Genomic DNA, 15,220 nt, shown 5'->3' on the forward strand with positions numbered 1-15,220 from the left:
CTCAGTCGTGGCGGATGTTGTTTCGAAACCGCGCCCAGCCGCCCGGTGCCAGGAAGAAGGACAGGAAGAACCCGGTGGCAAAGCCCGCAAGATCCGCGATCCAATCCGGCTGGCCGCCAAACAGCAGCGCGAACAACAGCTGCACCCCCATCAGGAAAGCAATCAGCGAAAAGGCCCGGCTCTGCTGTGCCCCCACCAGCGACAACTGCCGCCACAGGATGTAGGTAAAGGCCCCGATCAGCCCGTAGACCGCCGGGAAGCCGCCAATCAGCGGCACCTGCCCGCCTGCAAAGACCGCATAGCCCAGGGCGCCGCCAATGGCCGAGAGGACGAAGATCACGATCATCGCCAGATCGCCAAAGACCTCTCCGACCATCTTGCCCATGGCCAGCACGAAGACGCAGACGAACAGCGCATGGGTGAAACTGCCATGCACAAAGGCAAAGGAGACAAAGCGCATCAGGTGCTCCACCGGCCATTGCCCGGTCTCCCACATCCACCAGAATATCTCGGCCGAGAAAGCATAGGACTGAAACGCCTCCAGCCGCCAGCCCACCGCCGTGGGTCCGCCAACGATCCCTCGTGTGCCCAGGGAAAAGGCCGCCTCGATCCCCATGATCAGCAGCACCAGCGCCACCACCACGGGGGGAAGCGGATTGACGGGAGAGTGGTTTTCGCTGCTGCTCATGTCTTGATGCCTCTTTGCCTGCGCCAGCCGTTTCACGCGCCCGTGTTGCCCCGCGCAGGGGGACGGGCTGTTGACGACCGTTGCGCCCATGGTTAAGCCACCGCAGGCCCTATTTCCAGACGGGAGTTTCTCGATGAGCGAGACCACCTTCACGCCGCGTGTCTTTTCCGGCATCCAGCCTTCGGGCAACCTGCACCTTGGCAACTATCTGGGCGCGCTCAAGCGTTTTGTCGACTGGCAGGCCAAGGATGTGGAGACCATCTACTGCATGGTGGACCTGCACGCGATCACCGTCTGGCAGGACCCTGCGGATCTGAAGAAATCCACCCGCGAACTCTGCGCGGGCTTTATCGCGGCGGGGCTGGATCCCGAACAATCCATCCTGATCAACCAGAGCCAGGTGCCCGAACATGCGCAACTGGCCTGGGTGTTCAACTGCGTCGCCCGCATGGGCTGGATGCAGCGCATGACCCAGTGGAAGGACAAGGCGGGCAAGAACGCCCAGAACGCATCGCTTGGGCTCTTTGCCTATCCGGCGCTGATGGCGGCGGACATCCTGGTCTATCACGCCACCCATGTGCCGGTGGGTGAGGATCAGAAACAGCACCTCGAACTGACCCGCGATATCGCGATCAAGTTCAACCACGACTATGGCGTGAACTTCTTCCCCGAGACCGAGCCGGTCATCGAAGGCGCCGGAACCCGCGTGATGTCGCTGCGTGACGGCACCAAGAAGATGTCGAAATCGGATCCTTCGGATGCCAGCCGCATCAACCTGACCGATGACGCCGATGCGATTGCCAAGAAGATCCGCAAGGCCAAGACCGACCCGGATGCCCTGCCCTCCGAGGCGAAGGGTCTGGAAGAGCGTCCCGAGGCCCGCAATCTGGTCAATATCTACGCCGCCATGGCGGAACAGTCGGTGGATCAGGTACTGGCAGATGTGGGCGGCAAGCAATTCTCCGAGTTCAAGCCGATGCTGGCGGATCTCGCCGTGGCCAAGATGGCCCCGATCACCACCGAGATGGCGCGCCTGATGCAGCATCAGGACGAGATCGACAAGATCCTTGCCCGCGGCGCCGAACGTGCCCGCGAGATCACCGCGCCGATCCTGCGCAAAACCTATGATATTATTGGCATGGTCGGACCGAGCTCCCTGTGATAGGTATCTGCCAAGCCCTCGCACGTTGCGGGGGCTGTCTACTTGGAGATATCGGATGGCCAACGGCACCGTAAAATGGTTCAACGCAACAAAAGGCTACGGCTTCATCGAGCCCGAAGCCGGTGGAAAAGATGTGTTCGTGCACATCTCTGCGGTTGAACGCTCGGGCCTCAACGGTTTGAACGACAACCAGAAAGTTTCCTATGAGCTGGAAACCGGCCGCGACGGCAAGCAGTCCGCAGGATCCCTGCAACTGCTCTGAGGTTGTTCGCCAGGCGCCTGCCTTGCACAAACCGAAATAAAAGAATGATGACGGCGCTGTTGCTTCCCGAATCACGTAAGGCCGCCCTTTTCCGGGCGGCCTTTTTCGTTGGCTGAGGCTCAGCTGGGGTTCTGAACGCGCCTCTGTCAGATCAAGAGACGATACCTTGGCTACAGGCCCCTCACGCCATTCAGCGTGAGCGTTGCGACCATATCGGCATAGCCTTCGCGGGCCTCGGATCCGGCACCGGAATTCCACATGTAGTACCAGTTCAGCATGCCAAAGACGGACATGGTGGCCGCGCGCAATTTTGCCGGGTCGCCCTCAAACACCTGCGGCGCGACGGCGCTGATCGCATCGCTCATGAAGGTGACAAGTTCCCGCTGGTAGCCCCGCAGCAGTTTTTGCTGTTCTTCCGGCAGGGCCGACATGGCGCTAATCTGCACCTGGTGTTCGTGATCGGCGCCCTGATAGGCCAGCAGGACCTCGGCCACGATGCGGCGCAGGCGCGCCTCTGGTTCAAGGCCCGTAAGATCCAACTCGCAGACCCTGTCCCGCAGATCGCTCAGATAGGTTTCAAGGAGGCCGAAAAGCACGGCATCCTTGCTGTCGTAATAGTGGTAGATATTGGCCTTTGAGATCCCGCAATCGCGCGCCAGCTGGGTCATCGAGGCGCGGTCATACCCGGCTTCGGCAAACACCTTCGCTGCAGATTTCAGGATCTGCGTGCGTTTCTGGTCATGGTCTTTTGCAATCGTGCGGGCCACGGATATCTTACCCCTTGTCGCGGTTGTCGACGACGCGCTTGGCCTTTCCCTGGCTCCGCTCGACCTCGCCGGGTTCACCGACGATGATCTCGGTGGAGACGCCGACCATATCCTTGATCCGCTTGGTCAGCATCCGGGCCGCGGCGGTCTTGGACAGCTCGTCGGTGGCATCCGGGTTGGCTTCCACATAGACGCGCATCGCATCCATGCGGCCGGATTTATAGAGCTCGATCTGATAATGCGGTGCAAGACCGCCGGTGGCCATCAGCTGCTCTTCGATCTGGCTGGGGAAGACATTGACGCCGCGCAGGATGATCATGTCGTCGCTGCGGCCGGTGATCTTCTCCATCCGCCGCATGGTGCGGGAGGTGCCGGGCAGCAGGCGGGTCAGATCGCGGGTGCGGTAGCGCACCATCGGCAGGCCTTCCTTGGTGAGCGTGGTAAAGACCAGCTCGCCCATTTCGCCATCGGGCAGCACTTCACCGGTAACGGGGTCGATGATCTCGGGCAGGAAGTGGTCTTCCCAGATCACCGGGCCGTCCTTGGTTTCCACGCATTCGCTGGCCACACCCGGCCCCATGATTTCGCTGAGCCCGTAGATATCGACCGCGTGCATGTCAAAGGCCTCTTCGACCTCACGGCGCATGGCATCGGTCCAGGGTTCGGCACCAAAGACACCCACCTGCAGCGAGCTTTCACGCGGGTCGAGGCCGACCTTGTGGTACTGCTCGAGGATATTCAGCATATAGGATGGCGTCACCATGATGCCATCGGGCTGGAAATCGGTGATCAGGCCCACCTGTTTCTCGGTCTGCCCGCCAGACATCGGCACGACGGTGGCGCCAAGGCGTTCGATCCCGTAGTGCGCACCCAGACCGCCGGTGAACAGCCCATAGCCATAGGCGTTATGCACCATGTCGCCCTTGCGCAGACCGGCAGCGCGCAAGCTCCGCGCGACCAGATCGGCCCAATTGTCGATGTCATTCTTGGTGTAGCCCACGACGGTCGGCTTCCCGGTGGTGCCCGAGGAAGCATGCAGGCGGATGATCTCTTCGCGCGGCACGGCAAACAGGCCGAACGGGTAGTTGTCGCGCAGGTCGTTCTTGTAGGTGAAGGGAAACTTCGCAAGATCCGACAGCTGCTGCAGGTCGTCGGGATGCACGCCCGCCTCGTCGAACCGCTGCTTGTACATCGGCACGTTGTCATAGGCATGGCGCAGCGACCACTTCAGGCGCTCCAGCTGCAGGCTGCGGATTTCGTCGATGGAGGCGATTTCGATGGCGTCGAGATCGCTCTTGTTGGGGGTCAGGTCTTTCATGGCGTATTCCTCACCTACTCTTCGAACAGATGGCCCTTGATCGCGCGGGACTGGCCCCGAAACTCTGCGATCACCAGGTCATCCTGATTTCTTACGGTCACATCATAAATACCGCTGCGCCCGGTCAGGGAGACCTCGCGCGCATCGGCGGTCAGCCGGTCGCCCAGGCGGCCCGGCGCGGTATAGGTAATGGCGTTGCTCTGCGCGACGGTCGACTGGTTGCGGCTGTTGCAGGCAAAGGCAAAGGCGCTGTCGGCCAGTATGAAGGTGACGCCCCCATGGCAGATGCCATGGCCGTTGCAATGATGCGCCTCCACCGTCAATTGCAGCACGGCGCGGCCTTCGTCGACCTCGACAATCTCCATCCCGGCCCATTTCGACGCGTTGTCGCTGGCCCACATGGCAGCGCTGGATTTCTCGGCGCGTTCTTTGGGTGTCATGCTCATTTGCCCTTGAAGACCGGCTGGCGTTTTTCCAGGAAAGAGGCAACGCCCTCGGCATAATCGGCGCTTTCGCCGCAGGTTTTCATCGCGTCCGCTTCCATCTCCAGATGGTCGGTCAGCGTGTCCACGGCTGCGGCCTGGATGCATTTCTTGGTCAGGCCCATGCCCAAGGTCGGACCATTGCCGAACTTCTCGGCCATGGCGCGGGCCTCTGTCATCAGTTCCTCATCGGGCAGCGCCTTCCAGATCAGCCCCCAATCCTCGGCCTTTTTCGCGGGCAGCGGCTCGGCGGTGAAGGCGAGCCCCTTGGCGCGGGCTTCGCCCAGCAGACGCGGCAGATGCCAACTGCCGCCGGTATCGGGGATCAGACCCACTTTCGAGAAGGACTGGATGAACTTGGCGCTTTCGGCAGCCAGAACCACGTCGCAGGCCAACGCGATATTGGCCCCTGCCCCGGCAGCGACACCATTCACCGCACAGATCACCGGGAACTCCAGCGAGCGGATCAGCCGCACCAGCGGCGCATAGAAGGTGCGCACCGTGTTGCCGAGGTCCGGCGGGCCATCCATCTTGCGCGGATCGCGGTCGCCCAGATCCTGCCCGGCGCAAAAGCCGCGGCCAGCGCCGGTCAGCAGAACCGCACGGGCGCCACCATCGCGGGCGGCCTCCAATGCGGCGCGCAAGGCATAGTGCATTTCATCGTTGAAGCTGTTCAGGCGGTCCGGGCGATTGAGGGTGATTTCCACCCAGGTCCCGTGATCTGCCACCAGAATCGAGTCGGTCATGTCCCGCTCCCCCATTGCATTCCCTCCGCTACACCGCTGCTTTCTTGCCAAAAACACCAGGTGAGCGACCTCTTGGACAATTTTCTTGCATAAACCGACCGGACGGTCAATATATATCGCAATTCAATCAGGCCCCGCGCGCCGCCCTCGGATTGTTATGGCGCGGCAGGGCAACCTAGGGAGAGAGCAATGAGCCTTCTTGAGATTTCCAGCTACGCGGCAGGGGAATGGGTGAAACCCGGGCCCGGCGCGCGCAATATCGCCAGCGCCGTCACCGGTGCCGTCATCGCCACGGCAGGCAATGATGACCTTGATGTGCAGGCGATGCTGGATCATGCGCGCAACGTGGGCGGCCCGGCCCTGCGCAAGCTGACCTTCCACGACCGTGCCCGCATGCTGAAGGCGCTGGCCACGGAACTGGGCAAGCACAAGGACGCGCTTTACGATCTGTCCTTCAACACCGGCGCCATGCAGTCGGATCACATGATCGACATCGACGGCGGCATCGGCACCATGTTCGTCTTCGCCTCCAAGGGCCGCCGCGAAATGCCCGATGGCCATGTCTATCTGGATGGCGAGATTGAGCATCTGAGCCGCACCGGCAGCTTCCTCGGCCAGCATATCTGCACGCCGCTGCAAGGGGTTGCGGTCCATATCAATGCCTTCAACTTCCCGGTCTGGGGGATGCTGGAAAAACTGGCCCCCACCCTGCTGGCCGGTGTGCCCTCGATTGTGAAACCGGCGACCGCGACCTGCTATGTGACCGAGCTGGCGGTGAAGATCATGCTCGACAGCGGCATCCTGCCCGAAGGCGCGCTGCAGCTTGTGTCCGGCGGCATCGGTGACATGCTGGACCGTCTCGGCTGCCAGGATGTGGTCAGCTTCACCGGTTCGGCCGACACCGCGCTGAAATTGCGCAACACCCCCGCCATCCTGGAAAACTCGGTGCGTTTCGTGGCCGAGCAGGACAGCCTCAACGCCTCGATCCTGGGGCCGGATGCGGTGCCGGGCACGCCGGAATTCGACCTCTTCATCAAGGAAGTCTCCCGCGAGATGACCGCCAAGGCCGGGCAGAAATGTACCGCCGTGCGCCGCATCATCGCCCCCGAGGCACAGGTGCAGGCGGTGATCGAAGCGCTTTCGGCACGTCTGTCGAAAGTGGTGATCGGCGATCCGCGCCTGGAGACCACCCGCATGGGCGCGCTGGTCTCGAACAGCCAGAAACGCGACGTTCTTGAAAAGGCCGCCCTGATCGGCACCGAAGCCAAGCGTGTCTTTGGCGACCCCGAGAATTTCACCGTGGAAGGCGCCGATGCGGACCAGGGCGCCTTTGTGCCGCCAATACTGTTTCACTGTGAAAACCCCGATACCGCCCAGCGCGTGCATGACACCGAGGCCTTCGGCCCTGTCTCCACCGTCATGGGCTACCGCGATCTGGAGCACGCCATCGAGATCGCCAACCGCGGTCAGGGCTCGCTGGTGGCTTCGGTCATCACCCATGATCCGGCAGTGGCGCGTCAGGTGGCGCTTGGCGCCGGTGCCTTCCACGGGCGTCTTTACTTCAACAACCGCGACTCGATGAAGGAATCCACCGGTCACGGCTCCCCGCTGCCGCATATGGTGCATGGCGGCCCCGGTCGCGCGGGCGGCGGCGAGGAAATGGGCGGCGTGCGTGGTGTCAAACACTACATGCAGCGCACCGCGATCCAGGGCAGCCCCGACATCCTGTCGGCAATTGGCGAGAAATGGGTGCCGGGTGCGGCCGAAATCACCGGCCCCGCGCATCCCTTCACCCGCAAATATGGTGAATTGTCGATCGGAGAGACCCTTCACACCGATCCGCGCACCGTCACGCTTGAGGATATCGAACATTTCGCCCATTTCACCGGCGATACCTTCTATGCCCATATGGATGATGCCGCCGCCAAGCGGAACCCGTTCTTTCCGGGCCGGGTGGCGCATGGCTACCTGCTGTTGTCCTTTGCCGCCGGCCTCTTCGTGCAGCCGGACGAAGGTCCGGTCCTGGCCAATACCGGCCTTGACGGGTTGCGCTTCATGAAGCCGGTCTCGGCCGGAGACAGCATCAAGGTGCGCCTCACCGTGAAGAAGAAGACCCCCCGCAACGAGGAATACGGCGAGGTCCGCTGGCACGTCACTCTGACCAACCAGGACAATGACCTGGTGGCGGAATACGAGCTTCTGACCATGAACGCCTTCTGATAATCGGCGACAAACAAACGACAAATCTGCCCGGGCTGGCCTATCTGGCCCGGGCATTCTATTCTTTGTGCATGAGCACAGAGCAAAACCCGTGGTTTGACGCCAGCGTCGCGCAATTGAACGATCCGCAGAACCTGCGGGTCTGGTCCATCATCGTCTCGCTGTTCGGCGATCTGGCGCAGAAGGAAGGCGATCAGATCAGCGGCGGCGCGCTGACACGGATCATCACGCCGATGGGGATCAAACCCGAGGCGATCCGCGTGGCCCTGCACCGCTTGCGCAAGGACGGCTGGATCGAAAGCACCCGCTCGGGGCGGGCATCGGTGCACTACCTGACCGGGTTCGGGCGCAGCCAATCCGCCGCCGTGACCCCGCGCATCTATGAACGCAACCCGCCCGCGCCGACCGACTGGCACCTCCTGATCTCGGAAGAGGGCGCCGGACAGGAAACGCTGGACGATGTGCTGTTGCTGCCCAACTATGTGGCCGTCAACCGGCATACCGCCCTTGGTCATGGCAGGATCCCCTGCAACCTCGATGATCTTCTGGCCATCGAAGTCTCCGACATCTCGGTGCCGGGCTGGCTGAAGGACCGCCTGTTCCCGTCCGATCTGCAACAGGCCTGCGAAACGCTTGATACGGCACTGAAGGGCATCAGCCCTCCGCCCGCCGATCTGGACCCCGCCCAGATCGCCACCCTGCGTACGCTGATCGTGCACCGCTGGCGGCGCATCGTGCTGCGCCATCCGGGGCTGCCGACCCTGTTCCATCCCAAAACCTGGCGTGGCCCCAGCTGCCGACGCCAGGTCTTCGACCTGCTGGACGCGCTGCCCGCGCCCGGTCTTTCCGATTTGAACGCAGCCCCCTGATTTCTCGCTCACGCTTAGTTTGTTACCAAAGGATATTTCAATGCCGGTCCTTAACGCGATCTCCCTTGCAGCCCTTGCCCTGCCTGCCGCCCTGTTGGGAGCGACCCATCTCAGCACCCGCCGCATGGCGCGAGAGGCCGAAGCCCTGGTGCCCCCTGTCGGCCAGTTTCACCAGACCCCTCACGGCAGGCTGCATTACGTAGAGATGGGACAACCAGATGCCCAGCCGCTGGTGCTGATCCACGGGCTGGCCGGGCAGCTGCAACATTTCACCTATGCCCTGGCCCATCGGCTGGCGACGGATTTCCGCGTGATCGCGCTGGATCGCCCCGGCTGCGGATACTCCACACGCAACAGCGACACGCTCGCGCGCCTGCCCGCACAGGCGGAGATGATCCAGAACCTGCTGGATGCCAAGGGGATCAAGAACCCGGTTCTTGTCGGTCACTCGCTGGGCGGGGCCGTCTCCCTTGCCATGGCGCTGGCCGCGCCGGAGAACGTGCGCGGCCTGGCCCTGCTTGCGCCCGTGACGCATTCCGTTGCGGGAGGTCCCGATGTCTTCAAGGGGCTGATCGTGAATTCGCCGATGATGCGGCGCCTGATGGCGAACACGGTGGCGATCCCGGCCGCAAAACGCACCGCCGAGACGATGCTGACGCAGATCTTCGCGCCCGAGGCCTGCCCCGACGATTTTCTTGACCGCGCTGGCGGCGTGTTGGGGCTGCGACCGCAAAGCTTCATAACAGCCTCCGCCGATGCAACCATGATCGATCAGGCAATCACGGAACAGGCCCGCCGCTATGCCCGCGATCTGCGCACGCCGGGTGGCGTATTGTTCGGCGCCGACGACACCGTGCTGAATGCCAAAGAACAGGGCCGCAGCATGGAGGCCTATGGCCTCAGGTGCCGGATCGAGCCCGGCCTTGGGCATATGCTGCCGATCACCCAACCGGCCTTATGTGAAGAGTTCATCCGGTCAACGGTGGCCAGCCTGCCGAAGTGATGCCCGGCAGGCTGACCTTGGTGTTCGTTCAGAGCACCTGATCCAGAACCCCGGTCAGACGCTTCAGCGTGGCCTCCACGTCATAGAGCTTATCCAGACCGAACAGCCCCAGACGGAAGGTGCTGAAGCCTTCGGGCTCATCGCATTGCAGCGGCACACCGGCGGCAATCTGCATGCCAAGAGCTGCGAATTTCTTGCCGTTCTGGATTTCGGGGTCACTGGTATAGCTCACCACAACCCCCGGCGCGCCGAACCCATCGGCAGCCACAGAGGTGATGCCCTTGCCCTTGAGATAGGCACGCACCCCATCACCCAGCTGCCATTGCGCATCCCGCAACCGGTCAAAGCCATAGTCGCGGGTTTCCAGCATGGTATCGCGGAAGGCGCGCAGGGCGTCCGTCGGCATGGTGGCATGATAGGCATGGCCGCCGTCCTCATAGGCCTTCATGATCATGCGCCACTGTTTCAGGTTGATGGCGAAGCTATCCGATGTGGTGTCCTCCAGCCGCTTCAGCGCGGCCTCGGAGAACATCACCAGGCCTGCAGAGGGAGAGGCGCTCCAGCCCTTTTGCGGGGCCGAGATCAACACATCGACGCCCGTGGCCTTCATATCGACCCAGGCACAGCCCGAAGCGATGCAATCCAGAACCATCAGCGCCCCAACCTCATGGGCGGCGGCAGCCATGGCAGTGACGTAATCATCGGGCAGGATCACCCCGGCCGCGGTTTCCACATGGGGCGCAAAGACGATATCGGGTTTCTGCTCGCGAATGGCGGCGACCACATCCTCGATCGGGGCCGGGGCAAAGGGTGCGGGCGCGCTGTTGCCGGTCTGGCGCGCCTTCATCACCGTGGTCGAGGCGGTAAAGCCGCCGGTCTCAAAAATCTGGCTCCAGCGATAGGAGAACCAGCCATTGCGCACCACCAGCGCGTTTGCGCCGCGGGCGAACTGGCGGGCGACCGCCTCCATCGCGAAGGTGCCGCCACCGGGCACTAGGGCGACGGCTTCGGCACTATAGACCTCTTTCAGCATGTCGCTGATATCCCGCATCACCTGCTGGAAGGTCTTGGACATATGGTTGAGCGAACGGTCGGTGAAAACCACCGAGAATTCTTCGAGCCCCTGCGGGTCCACGGTATCGAGCAATGCCATCGGTGATCCTCCTTCTGTCACGCGGTCTATCGCTAACGCCCGGCTTTGCCTTTGGCAAAGTCTACTTTGGCATACAGGGGCGAAAGCCTTTGCAGACTATATCGCGCCATATGCAACCGGATCACAGAGCGCATGAGTGGAACATCGGCTGGAAACCATGCGCACCTGTTTCCAATCGGCCCCAATCCGCCGCCCATATTGTCAGCTGATCGTCGCAGCATAGCCAATCAGGCAGCGACCTTTTAATCAATTGTTCGAAACTATCAGGCATAGTCAGCGGGTCCGCCTGATTTTGCGTTAAAAGGTTCGCCTGCCGTGTCGACTGGAATTTTTACGGTTCTTGGCTCAGATGTCGCCGAAGGCGTCGGCATCAGCACCAACAGTTCCGGTGGTTCCAACGGTCTGGGTGAAGCGACCATTTCCGGCGGAACGCAGATCTTCGAAGCCGATGACGTTGTCGTGATTTCCGTCCAGAACATGACGGCGGATGGGCAGATCGGCAACGGCAGCGCAGTGTCTGACCTGACGGTGTTTGACAGTGTTCAGGACTACCAGACTTGGCTGGATACTGGCGACAACACGCTGGTGAAATACAACTACGCACCGCAGAATCCGGGCCAGACTGCAACGGTGCAGTCGGATCTCAGCGGATTGGGCGATGGCTACCTGAAGTTCAACGCCAATGTTCTTCAGCCCGTAGATGGCGGCCCCTGGATCGGCAGCACCCTTACGGTAGCTCCCGAAACGGATATCGGCACAAACGGCGGCGCTCCCGTTACCCTCGATCATGTGCAGGACATCGACCTCAACTACGACAGCGACACGGCGGATAGCCACGAAACCGGAGACGGGTTGTTCTATGTCGGTGACTATCTTGGCCCGGCTTTCGCAGCTCCGCCGGTCTGCTTTGCCCGGGGCACCCTGATCGCCACCCCGGTCGGGGAGCGTCCGATTGAAACCATCAGGCCCGGGGATAAGGTCCTCACCCTGGACAATGGCGCACAACCGGTGCTTTGGGCGGGATGCCGCAGTGTCATCGGGACAGGGAGCAATGCCCCCGTCACCTTTGAAAAGGGGGCTCTGTGCAATCATGCGTCGCTGACGCTATCACCCAATCACAAGCTGCTTCGGCGCTCCCATGCGGCGGAATTGCTGTTTGGCACCTCGGAATGCATGGTTGCGGCCAAGTTCCTGACCCATCAGAGCGGGGTCAACCAGTGGGATACCGGCCTGGTGCACTATCATCACCTGATGCTGGCCCGGCACGAGATCCTGTTCGCCAATGGCGTCCCCTGCGAAAGCCTGCTGCCTGATCCTGCCAAGCTGCACCCGCTTGCCGGACGCGACGCCCTGGCACTCCCGTCATCGCCCATAGCCGCGCGTCCTTGCCTGCGCCAACACGAGGCAACGCTTCTTACGCATTAGGCCCGGTCGTTCAGATCGGCCCGGGCCGCCGTTCCTCGGACAGGAGCACATTGGCGTCCACGTTGCCCACGCCCGGCAGGGTCATGATCCGGCGGCGCAAGACCCGTTCGAAATCGGCGATGTCACGCGCTGTGACCCGCAGGCGGTAGTCGTACATGCCCAAGACATGCTCCACGGTCTGCACCTCGGGGATGGCCGAGACGGCGCGTTCGAAATCCTCCAGGCTGACCCGCCCCTTTGTGGCCAGCTTGATGCCCAGAAACACCGTCACGCCAAAACCCAGCGCCTTGCTGTCCAGATCCAGCCGGCGGCCTGCCAGAATGCCCGCCTCCTGCAAACGGCGGATGCGGCGCCAGGTGGCGGGCTGACTGAGGCCAAGCTCGCGCCCCAGCGCCCCGGCGGATCGGGTGGCATCCTGAGCCAGGGCGCGCAGGATGGCGAAATCCATGTCGTCCAGATCAGCACGGTTCATAGCGGCAGGCTTTCATTCGACTTGATCCGCGCCACATGCATCAGCGCCTCGATATCCGTCATATGCGGCAGGGTCAGGATCTGGGCGCGGTAGATCTGCTGATAATGCGGCATATCGCGGGCAATCACCGAAAGGCGCACATCGACCTGGCCAAGGAAGGTCTGGATCTCCAGCACCTCGGGGATCTGGCGCGCGGCCTCGATGAACTCGTCAAAGGCGCGCGGATTGGTCTTGTCCAGTGTCACCCTGAGCGAGACCTCAACCGCATAGCCCAGCGCGCGCCAGTCGATCACCGCCTGCTGCCCCAGGATCACGCCCGCCTCGCGCAGCTTCTCCAGCCGCCGCGACAGGCGAGAGGAGGTCAGCCCCAGCCGATCGGCCAGGTCCGGAATCGATTGTTCCGGTTCGCTTTGCATATGGCGCAGAATGCGCCGGTCGAGATCATCAAGCATGAATTCTTCATTATCTCATCAATAAGCGAATGACTATTGCAATTATTCAGCAACTATTGCGCCAATCTCCATCGCAATTCCCGGTCGCCGCCTTATGCTCACCTTCAAACGTCAACCGGAGGATTTTGACATGCGCGTTTACTATGACCGCGACTGCGATGTGAACCTGATCAAGGACAAGAAAGTGGCGATCCTGGGCTACGGCTCGCAAGGCCACGCCCACGCCCTGAACCTGCGCGACAGCGGCGCCAAAAACCTTGTCGTTGCCCTGCGTGAAGGCTCTGCCTCGGCCAAGAAAGCCGAAGCCGAAGGTCTGCAGGTGATGGGCATTGCCGAAGCGGCAGCCTGGTGCGACGTCATCATGTTCACCATGCCCGACGAACTGCAGGCAGAGACCTACAAGAAATACGTCCACGACAACATCAAGCCCGGTGCCGCGATTGCATTCGCCCACGGCCTGAACGTGCACTTCGGCCTGATCGAGCCGAAAGAAGGCGTCGACGTCATCATGATGGCGCCCAAGGGCCCCGGCCACACCGTGCGCGGCGAATACACCAAAGGCGGCGGCGTGCCCTGCCTGGTGGCCGTTGACACCGATGCAACCGGCAAGGCGCTGGAAATCGGCCTGTCCTATTGCTCCGCCATCGGTGGCGGCCGCTCGGGCATCATCGAGACCAACTTCCGCGAAGAATGCGAAACCGACCTCTTCGGTGAGCAGGCAGTTCTGTGTGGCGGCATCGTCGAGCTGATCCGCTGCGGTTTCGAAACCCTGGTCGAAGCAGGCTACGCGCCCGAAATGGCCTATTTCGAGTGTCTGCACGAAACCAAGCTGATCGTGGACCTGATCTATGAAGGCGGCATCGCTAACATGGACTACTCGATCTCCAACACCGCCGAGTATGGCCAGTATGTCACCGGCCCGCGCATCCTGCCCTACGAGCAGACCAAGAAGGCGATGAAGGAAACCCTGTCCGACATCCAGACCGGCAAATTCGTGCGCGACTTCATGCTGGAGAACGCCGTGGGCCAGCCCACCATCAAGGCAGCGCGTCGTCACAACGACGAGCACCAGATCGAGCAGGTCGGCAAGAAACTGCGCGACATGATGCCCTGGATCTCGGCCGGCAAGCTGGTCGACAAAGAAAAGAACTAAGGCGCCATTTGCGGCTTGGCGGGCCTGGCCCGCCGCCTTATTCCTCTGCACGGGCGTCCCAGAAGATCGGGGCGCCCTTTCTTCTGTTGGAGACCGCCGATGCCAGAGACGCCCAGCGCCGTAAATTGGATCAAGCTCCTGTTCCTCGGCATGATCTGGGGCGGTTCCTTCATGGCGGTCTCGGTCGCCTTGCACGGGGTCGGCCCCTTGACGCTTGCGGCCGTGCGGATCGCAATCGGTGCGTTCAGCCTGTTGGCAATCCTGCGTATTATGGGCCTGCGCCTGCCGCCGCTGCACACCCGCAACGGACGGCTGATCTGGCTCTCGGCCCTTGGCATGGGGATGTTCAGCAACGCGGTGCCCTTTGCCCTCCTCAGTTGGGGGCAGACCTATGTGGCCAGCGGTTTTGCCGGGGTCTGCATGGCGGTGGTGCCGCTCTTCGTGCTGCCCTTGGCGCATGTTCTGGTGCCCGGTGAAACCATGACCCTGCGCCGCAGCATCGGGTTTCTGACCGGATTTGCGGGCGTTCTGGTGCTGATCGGGCTGGAAGCGCTGACCAGTGCCGGAAGTGATTTCGAATCCCTTGCCCGCCTTGCCTGCCTTGGCGCCGCGCTGTGTTACGCGATCGGCTCCATCATAACCCGACTTGCCCCTTCCGTGAACATGCTCTCGCTCTCTGCTGCCGCCCTGATCTGTGCCGCCGCGATGATCGTGCCAGCCGCGCTGCTGTGGGAAGGCCTGCCACAGATGCCAGAGGCCCGGTCGGTCCTGGCCATTCTCTACCTCGGCCTGCTGCCCACTGCGCTGGCCCAGGTCCTGCTGGTGCAGATCGCCCGCAGCGCCGGACCGGCCTTCCTGTCCACGGTGAACTACCAGGTGCCGATCTGGTCGGTGCTGTTTGGCGCCCTGCTGCTGAACGAGACCCTGCCACCGCAGCTGTTTGCCGCGCTGTTGCTGATCCTCGGCGGCCTGCTGCTGAGCCGCGTCCCGACCCGCCGACAAATCAGCTGACAGCGCCCTTTCGACCGCGGGCGACACCTTTCCAATT

16 protein-coding genes are annotated in these 15,220 nt (G+C 62.3%); 8 read left to right on the top strand and 8 right to left on the bottom strand.

Annotation, left to right across the window (positions count from 1 at the left end; all coding sequences use genetic code 11):
• Position 1: 1 nt before the first annotated feature.
• Positions 2 to 688 (bottom strand): rhomboid family intramembrane serine protease, encoded by a 687-nt coding sequence (locus PXK01_RS03605; protein WP_274858907.1) that lies wholly within the window; start codon positions 686 to 688, stop codon positions 2 to 4.
• 133 nt (positions 689 to 821) lie between these two features.
• On the opposite strand from PXK01_RS03605, the gene trpS reads away from it, so the two are divergent.
• Positions 822 to 1,850 (top strand): tryptophan--tRNA ligase, encoded by a 1,029-nt coding sequence (gene trpS / locus PXK01_RS03610; RefSeq protein ID WP_274848902.1) that lies wholly within the window; start codon positions 822 to 824, stop codon positions 1,848 to 1,850.
• Positions 1,851 to 1,905: 55 nt separating this feature from the next.
• Complete coding sequence (locus PXK01_RS03615) at positions 1,906 to 2,112, top strand: cold-shock protein (RefSeq protein ID WP_274848901.1); 207 nt, start codon at positions 1,906 to 1,908, stop codon at positions 2,110 to 2,112.
• 170 nt (positions 2,113 to 2,282) lie between these two features.
• On the opposite strand, the gene PXK01_RS03620 is transcribed toward PXK01_RS03615, so the two are convergent.
• The 4 genes from PXK01_RS03620 to paaG are packed head-to-tail and all read right to left on the bottom strand — an operon-like array spanning position 2,283 to position 5,425.
• Positions 2,283 to 2,879, bottom strand: coding sequence for a TetR/AcrR family transcriptional regulator (locus tag PXK01_RS03620; protein WP_274848900.1), 597 nt, complete (start codon positions 2,877 to 2,879; stop codon positions 2,283 to 2,285).
• A gap of 7 nt (positions 2,880 to 2,886) precedes the next feature.
• Complete coding sequence (gene paaK, locus PXK01_RS03625; protein WP_274848899.1) at positions 2,887 to 4,197, bottom strand: phenylacetate--CoA ligase PaaK; 1,311 nt, start codon at positions 4,195 to 4,197, stop codon at positions 2,887 to 2,889.
• A 14-nt stretch (positions 4,198 to 4,211) separates the two neighbouring features.
• The gene (gene paaI, locus PXK01_RS03630; protein ID WP_274848897.1) at positions 4,212 to 4,637 is read right to left on the bottom strand and encodes a hydroxyphenylacetyl-CoA thioesterase PaaI; all 426 of its coding nucleotides are present in this window, start codon (positions 4,635 to 4,637) and stop codon (positions 4,212 to 4,214) included.
• 2 nt (positions 4,638 to 4,639) lie between these two features.
• Positions 4,640 to 5,425 (bottom strand): 2-(1,2-epoxy-1,2-dihydrophenyl)acetyl-CoA isomerase PaaG, encoded by a 786-nt coding sequence (gene paaG, locus PXK01_RS03635; protein WP_274848896.1) that lies wholly within the window; start codon positions 5,423 to 5,425, stop codon positions 4,640 to 4,642.
• A gap of 189 nt (positions 5,426 to 5,614) precedes the next feature.
• On the opposite strand from paaG, the gene paaZ reads away from it, so the two are divergent.
• The 3 genes from paaZ (at position 5,615) to PXK01_RS03650 (ending at position 9,517) form a co-directional block, all read left to right on the top strand.
• Positions 5,615 to 7,645, top strand: a complete 2,031-nt coding sequence (gene paaZ / locus PXK01_RS03640; RefSeq protein ID WP_274848895.1) for a phenylacetic acid degradation bifunctional protein PaaZ — start codon at positions 5,615 to 5,617, stop codon at positions 7,643 to 7,645.
• Between the two features lie 71 nt (positions 7,646 to 7,716).
• Complete coding sequence (locus PXK01_RS03645) at positions 7,717 to 8,514, top strand: PaaX family transcriptional regulator C-terminal domain-containing protein (protein WP_274848894.1); 798 nt, start codon at positions 7,717 to 7,719, stop codon at positions 8,512 to 8,514.
• 40 nt (positions 8,515 to 8,554) lie between these two features.
• Complete coding sequence (locus PXK01_RS03650; protein ID WP_274858908.1) at positions 8,555 to 9,517, top strand: alpha/beta fold hydrolase; 963 nt, start codon at positions 8,555 to 8,557, stop codon at positions 9,515 to 9,517.
• 28 nt (positions 9,518 to 9,545) lie between these two features.
• Here PXK01_RS03650 and PXK01_RS03655 read toward each other — a convergent pair whose 3' ends face one another.
• Complete coding sequence (locus PXK01_RS03655) at positions 9,546 to 10,670, bottom strand: aminotransferase class V-fold PLP-dependent enzyme (RefSeq protein ID WP_274848892.1); 1,125 nt, start codon at positions 10,668 to 10,670, stop codon at positions 9,546 to 9,548.
• Between the two features lie 315 nt (positions 10,671 to 10,985).
• On the opposite strand from PXK01_RS03655, the gene PXK01_RS03660 reads away from it, so the two are divergent.
• Positions 10,986 to 12,095: a Hint domain-containing protein gene (locus PXK01_RS03660; protein ID WP_274858909.1), complete on the top strand. Its 1,110-nt coding sequence runs from the start codon at positions 10,986 to 10,988 to the stop codon at positions 12,093 to 12,095.
• A gap of 10 nt (positions 12,096 to 12,105) precedes the next feature.
• Here the strand turns inward: PXK01_RS03660 and PXK01_RS03665 are convergent, their stop codons facing one another.
• Together PXK01_RS03665 and PXK01_RS03670 are read right to left on the bottom strand one after the other, a co-directional pair.
• Positions 12,106 to 12,567 carry an Lrp/AsnC family transcriptional regulator gene (locus PXK01_RS03665; RefSeq protein ID WP_274848890.1) on the bottom strand — a complete coding sequence of 154 codons (462 nt, stop codon included), beginning with the start codon at positions 12,565 to 12,567 and terminating at the stop codon, positions 12,106 to 12,108.
• Positions 12,564 to 13,019 (bottom strand): Lrp/AsnC family transcriptional regulator, encoded by a 456-nt coding sequence (locus PXK01_RS03670; protein ID WP_274858910.1) that lies wholly within the window; start codon positions 13,017 to 13,019, stop codon positions 12,564 to 12,566. The genes PXK01_RS03665 and PXK01_RS03670 overlap by 4 nt, the downstream gene beginning before the upstream one ends.
• Before the next feature lie 130 nt (positions 13,020 to 13,149).
• Here PXK01_RS03670 and ilvC point away from each other — a divergent pair, with 130 nt between their 5' ends.
• Together ilvC and PXK01_RS03680 are read left to right on the top strand one after the other, a co-directional pair.
• Positions 13,150 to 14,172, top strand: coding sequence for a ketol-acid reductoisomerase (ilvC, locus tag PXK01_RS03675; RefSeq protein WP_274848888.1), 1,023 nt, complete (start codon positions 13,150 to 13,152; stop codon positions 14,170 to 14,172).
• 99 nt (positions 14,173 to 14,271) lie between these two features.
• Complete coding sequence (locus PXK01_RS03680) at positions 14,272 to 15,183, top strand: DMT family transporter (RefSeq protein ID WP_274858911.1); 912 nt, start codon at positions 14,272 to 14,274, stop codon at positions 15,181 to 15,183.
• Positions 15,184 to 15,220 lie beyond the last annotated feature (37 nt).

This window comes from Phaeobacter sp. PT47_59 (assembly GCF_028890025.1).
In the GTDB taxonomy this organism is placed as follows: Bacteria; Pseudomonadota; Alphaproteobacteria; order Rhodobacterales; family Rhodobacteraceae; genus Phycobacter.

What these genes read in the sequence shown, in the direction of transcription:
- PXK01_RS03605 (WP_274858907.1), bottom strand. Translation starts at nt 688, where the DNA reads ATGAGCAGCAGCGAAAACCACTCTCCCGTCAATCCGCTTCCCCCCGTG.
- trpS (WP_274848902.1), top strand. Translation starts at nt 822, where the DNA reads ATGAGCGAGACCACCTTCACGCCGCGTGTCTTTTCCGGCATCCAGCCT.
- PXK01_RS03615 (WP_274848901.1), top strand. Translation starts at nt 1,906, where the DNA reads ATGGCCAACGGCACCGTAAAATGGTTCAACGCAACAAAAGGCTACGGC.
- paaK (WP_274848899.1), bottom strand. Translation starts at nt 4,197, where the DNA reads ATGAAAGACCTGACCCCCAACAAGAGCGATCTCGACGCCATCGAAATC.
- paaI (WP_274848897.1), bottom strand. Translation starts at nt 4,637, where the DNA reads ATGACACCCAAAGAACGCGCCGAGAAATCCAGCGCTGCCATGTGGGCC.
- paaG (WP_274848896.1), bottom strand. Translation starts at nt 5,425, where the DNA reads ATGACCGACTCGATTCTGGTGGCAGATCACGGGACCTGGGTGGAAATC.
- paaZ (WP_274848895.1), top strand. Translation starts at nt 5,615, where the DNA reads ATGAGCCTTCTTGAGATTTCCAGCTACGCGGCAGGGGAATGGGTGAAA.
- PXK01_RS03645 (WP_274848894.1), top strand. Translation starts at nt 7,717, where the DNA reads ATGAGCACAGAGCAAAACCCGTGGTTTGACGCCAGCGTCGCGCAATTG.
- PXK01_RS03650 (WP_274858908.1), top strand. Translation starts at nt 8,555, where the DNA reads ATGCCGGTCCTTAACGCGATCTCCCTTGCAGCCCTTGCCCTGCCTGCC.
- PXK01_RS03655 (WP_274848892.1), bottom strand. Translation starts at nt 10,670, where the DNA reads ATGGCATTGCTCGATACCGTGGACCCGCAGGGGCTCGAAGAATTCTCG.
- PXK01_RS03665 (WP_274848890.1), bottom strand. Translation starts at nt 12,567, where the DNA reads ATGAACCGTGCTGATCTGGACGACATGGATTTCGCCATCCTGCGCGCC.
- PXK01_RS03670 (WP_274858910.1), bottom strand. Translation starts at nt 13,019, where the DNA reads ATGCTTGATGATCTCGACCGGCGCATTCTGCGCCATATGCAAAGCGAA.
- ilvC (WP_274848888.1), top strand. Translation starts at nt 13,150, where the DNA reads ATGCGCGTTTACTATGACCGCGACTGCGATGTGAACCTGATCAAGGAC.
- PXK01_RS03680 (WP_274858911.1), top strand. Translation starts at nt 14,272, where the DNA reads ATGCCAGAGACGCCCAGCGCCGTAAATTGGATCAAGCTCCTGTTCCTC.